We start from the raw sequence: 4,634 nt of genomic DNA on the forward strand, positions 1-4,634 counted from the left end.
TGGCAACAGCGGCGGCAATTATACGGTCACGGCGAACACGGCGGCGGGCAGCATCGGCGCCTACACGCTGACGGCGGGTCTGACCGGCACGGTGACGAAGACCTATGACGGCACCACGTCCGCGACGCTGGCAAGCGGCAACTACACGCTGAGTTCGGGCATTGCGGGCGACGATGTCGTCCTGAACTATGCCACCGGCGGCAGCTATGGCGACAAGAACGCAGGCACCGGCAAGACGGTGTCGGTCTCGGGACTGACGCTGACGGGCGGTGACGCCGGGAACTATGTCCTGGCCTCGACGGCGCTCTCCGATACCATCGGCACGATCGGCAAGGCGGCGCTGACACTCTCGGCGGTGACGGACAGCAAGACCTATGATGGCACGGCCTCCTCGTCCGGCACGGTGACGGTGTCCGGCCTTGTTGGCAGCGATACGATCAGCGGGCTCACGCAGTCCTTCGATACGAAGAATGCCGGGGCGAGGCTTCTCTCGGTCGATAGCGGCTACACGCTGAACGATGGCAACAGCGGCGGCAATTATACGGTCACGGCGAACACGGCGGCGGGCAGCATCGGCGCCTACACGCTGACGGCGGGTCTGACCGGCACGGTGACGAAGACCTATGACGGCACCACGTCCGCGACGCTGGCAAGCGGCAACTACACGCTGAGTTCGGGCATTGCGGGCGACGATGTCGTCCTGAACTATGCCACCGGCGGCAGCTATGGCGACAAGAACGCAGGCACCGGCAAGACGGTGTCGGTCTCGGGACTGACGCTGACGGCGGGTCTGACCGGCACGGTGACGAAGACCTATGACGGCACCACGTCCGCGACGCTGGCAAGCGGCAACTACACGCTGAGTTCGGGCATTGCGGGCGACGATGTCGTCCTGAACTATGCCACCGGCGGCAGCTATGGCGACAAGAACGCAGGCACCGGCAAGACGGTGTCGGTCTCGGGTCTGACGCTGACGGGCAGCGATGCCGGGAACTATGTGCTGGCCTCGACGGCGCTCTCCGATACGATCGGCACGATCGGCAAGGCCGCGCTGACCGTGTCGGTGTCCGATGACAGCAAGACTTATGGCGATGTGGCGAGCTTGAGCGGATACTCGGTTTCGGGTCTTGTCCGTGGCGACAGCATTTCGAGCCTTACGCTTGAAAGTGCGGGACGTGGAGCCGATGCGGATGCCGGAACTTATGCCATTTCCGCCAGCGGCATCACGGGCACGGGCCTGCCCAACTATACCGTCAGCTATGCCGACGGTACGCTGGTGGTGAACAGGCGCGCAGTCACGGTCACGGCGGATGATCAGAGCCGGGCTTTTGGCGAGGCCAACCCGGTACTGACATATACCGTTGGCGGCGGCGGCCTGGTGAATGGCGATGCGCTCTCGGGCGCACTGACAACGCAGGCTGACGTTACGTCCGGCGCGGGCTCCTACGCGATCACGCAAGGCACGCTGTCCGCTTCGGCCAACTACGATCTCACATACCTGCCGGGCGTGCTTACCGTGACGGGAAGCGATGTGGTGACGCCGCCGGATCCCTATCCCGGCGTGACTTTCCCGAATCTCCACGGTCCCGCGCAGTCGCGCGCCGCGCTCACGGCCGGGACCGTGCTGCGCTTCCGCCTGCCGGAGGGTGTTCTGCAGGCCGCGCTGCCCGGCGGCGCAGGGCCGATGTCCATCCTGACCTTCGCCTCCGGGACTTTCCAGGTGTTGACGGACGGTGCCGGCGCTCCCCCGGCCGGATGCGCCGCAGGTGTCGCAGGCGGCGCGCTGGCGGGTGTCCCTTATCCCTGCAACGCAGCCGGGAAAGGCCTGTGAGCAGGGACGGGGCCCGGGGAGCATTGGCGGCGATCATGAGTGACGGAATGGACGGCAGGGTGAAGAGCAGTACGAGACACAAGACGGCACTGGCCTGTATCGGCCCATGGATATGCTTTTCCGCCGCTGTATGCCCGGCAGCGGCATCGGCGCAATCGGCTATCGAGCGCTACCCCGTGCCCGTTGCGCCTTCCACTGCGGCGCCGCTTGCTATCGATGAGAAGAACTACGGGTCGGATGACACCAAGCCTTTCGGCGTTGACCTTGCCGGGGTGGCGCTGATCGGGGAAAGCGATGCGGTCCAGGCTCACCCCGAACGCGGCATCCGTGTAGCCGCCGCCCCGGCACCGGCCGGGCGCGAGGATATTCCCGCCGCGCTCGATGCCGCGCTCAAGCCCTATCTGGGAATGCCGCTGTCCAATGCGGGAATAGCGAAGCTGCAGGCCGCCGTTGCCGGAGTCTACCGGGCAAACGGGCTGCCGTTCGTTTCCGTCACCGCACCGCCGCAGGAAGTGACGGACGGCGTGGTCCAGTTACGGGTCATTGTCTTTCGGCTTGGGCACGCAGGCGTGGAAGGGGCTGGCTCGGACAAGAATGCCATCGGCGGCGCTGTGCGGGCGCGGTCCGGCGAGCCGATCGACGCGGACGCGCTGAGCGAGGATATCGACTGGCTCAACCGCAATCCCTACCGCGCCGTCACCGGCGTGTTTTCGCAAGGAGAGGCGACGACTCTCAGCGATCTCACGCTTTCGGTCTCGGAAGGCAAGCCGTGGTCGGTGACGGCGGGCTGGTCCAACACAGGCTCGGCCGGCACCGGCAAGCAGCGTTATTCGGTGGGCGGCGGTTTCTGGCTGCCTTCGGTCAATGGCGCCACGGTTTCCTACCTGCTGACCGGCAGCGGGGATTCCTTCGGACACCCCCGCCGGTTCCTGCTGGAGGGTGAGACATTCCCGCACTATGTCAGCCACGCGGCTCGCGTGGTCATACCTGCATCGGCCCGTCAGCAGATCGAGTTTACACCGGATCTGGTGGCCAGCCGCATCGATATCGATGCCTATACGTCGGTGCGAAGCCGGACATTCGAACTGCCGCTTGTTTATCGCACGGCCGTATCGAACCTGTTGCCAGGCAAGTACTGGGGCGAGATTTACGGCGGCCTTGCCTATAAATCGGCGCGAAGGCAGGTCTATTTCGCCGGTACGGAGGCGGCCTCGGGTGATGCGGCATTGCTGCAATTCACGGCAGGCTGGGCCGATACATTCCGGGGCAAGACAAGCCAGACGGCGGTGGACCTGCGATTGGTCGCCAATCCGGGCAAGACCGTGGCCGACAGCGGCGACCGGTCCTGGTCCGTCTTTTCGGGCGGGCGTGTCACCAGCGCATCCTATGCTTACGGTATCGTCAACCTCACCCGGCGCACGAAACTGGGCGGCAGCTATGCGTGGGACAGCGAATTTACCGGCATGCTGGCGGGAACCGCCTTGCCTGATACCGAGCGCCTTGCGCTGGGCGGCGTGGCTGGATCGCGCGGCTATGGTTTCTACGACGCTTCCGCCGATCGCGGCGCGATCTGGCGCAACACGCTGCGCATGCCCGGGCAGGACATACTCGCGAAGATATTGCCGGAGGACCGCACGGTCTCACCCTATGTGTTTGCTGATGTGGCCTGGGGCGAAGACCTCGCAGCGCACGGATCTACGACGTTGCTCTCGGCCGGTGCCGGTATGGATATTGCTCTCGTGCGGCATGTGATGGGAACGTTCACTGCAGGGCGTGCCATCACAGATCGCGATGTCACCGGCGCGTCCGCCTGGAATGTGATGGCCAATGTCAGCGTGACCTTTTAGAGTCTCGCTTTGAGGAGGAACCCCTCCGACTTCAGTCGGATACTGGCTTCAGCCACAGATTCGTGTGGTAGCCTGTAACCTCGGGAAAAACGGAATCGGCCGAAGGCGTGAAGCTTCCGTTTTTCCAGAGGTTACAGGCTATGGCGTACCGCAGCGGTTGTCACATGACATTCCATCATCGCTACCATCTCGTTTGGGCGCCGAAGTACCGGTTCAAGGTGCTGCACGGTGAAGTCCGGCTGCGCGTGCGGGAGATCATCCGGCAGGTCTGCGATGAGATGGGCGTGACCATTATCAACGGCGCATTGTCGAAGGATCACGTGCACATGTTCGTTGAAATCCCGCCGCACGTTTCGGTCAGTGACTTCGTGCGCCGGGCCAAGGGGCGCTCGTCTCGGAAAATCCAGCAGGAGTTCGAGCACATCCGCAAGCGGTATTGGGGCCAACGCTTCTGGCAACGAGGATACTTCTCGACCACCTCCGGCAACATCACCGATGACATCATCATGCGGTATCTCGACCGGCATATCCACAAGGATGGCTTCAGCCCCGTCGCATGATCCTACCGGCATCAGCCAGTCAGTGGTTCAGCACTGCTACGTTGACGGAAATGTGGTTTTGCGACTCCCTTGGCCCGAGATGTGTGATTCGTCGGGAACCAGCTTTGACGGAGGCTGGCTATGGACGAGAACTGGCAGGCAGACCTGGAGCGGCGGCTTGCCCCGTGTCTGGAAAGGGCTGAATAACAAGGCCCGGAGACGTCTGTCCGCCTTCTCGGATGCGGCGATCCAAGGTGTAAGGTTCGCTATTGAGTGCATGAGATTATGGGCGCTTCCTAAGAGCTTCAAAGGGCGTTTTGCCGTTGAAGACGCCGTGTGCCCGATTGAAGTTGTAGAAGTTCTCCCACTCTCTAGTCTGCGTTGACAAAAGGGATTCCCAATCTGGCTGAGTTCTGA

The 4,634-nt window shown here is 63.3% G+C and carries 3 protein-coding genes; all 3 read left to right on the top strand.

The features are described 5' to 3' along the window. Positions 1-1,831 (top strand): beta strand repeat-containing protein (locus MTR66_RS15960; protein WP_243922862.1); only part of this gene is annotated, 1,831 nt, incomplete at its 5' end. 35 nt (positions 1,832-1,866) lie between these two features. Beyond that, positions 1,867-3,678 (top strand): ShlB/FhaC/HecB family hemolysin secretion/activation protein, encoded by a 1,812-nt coding sequence (locus tag MTR66_RS15965; protein WP_243922864.1) that lies wholly within the window; start codon positions 1,867-1,869, stop codon positions 3,676-3,678. A 140-nt stretch (positions 3,679-3,818) separates the two neighbouring features. After that, a complete protein-coding gene (tnpA, locus tag MTR66_RS15970) occupies positions 3,819-4,238 on the top strand; it encodes an IS200/IS605 family transposase (protein ID WP_243922866.1) in 420 nt (139 codons plus the stop codon). Positions 4,239-4,634 lie beyond the last annotated feature (396 nt).

The organism is Novosphingobium beihaiense, assembly GCF_022832375.1.
In the GTDB taxonomy this organism is placed as follows: Bacteria; Pseudomonadota; Alphaproteobacteria; order Sphingomonadales; family Sphingomonadaceae; genus Novosphingobium; species Novosphingobium beihaiensis.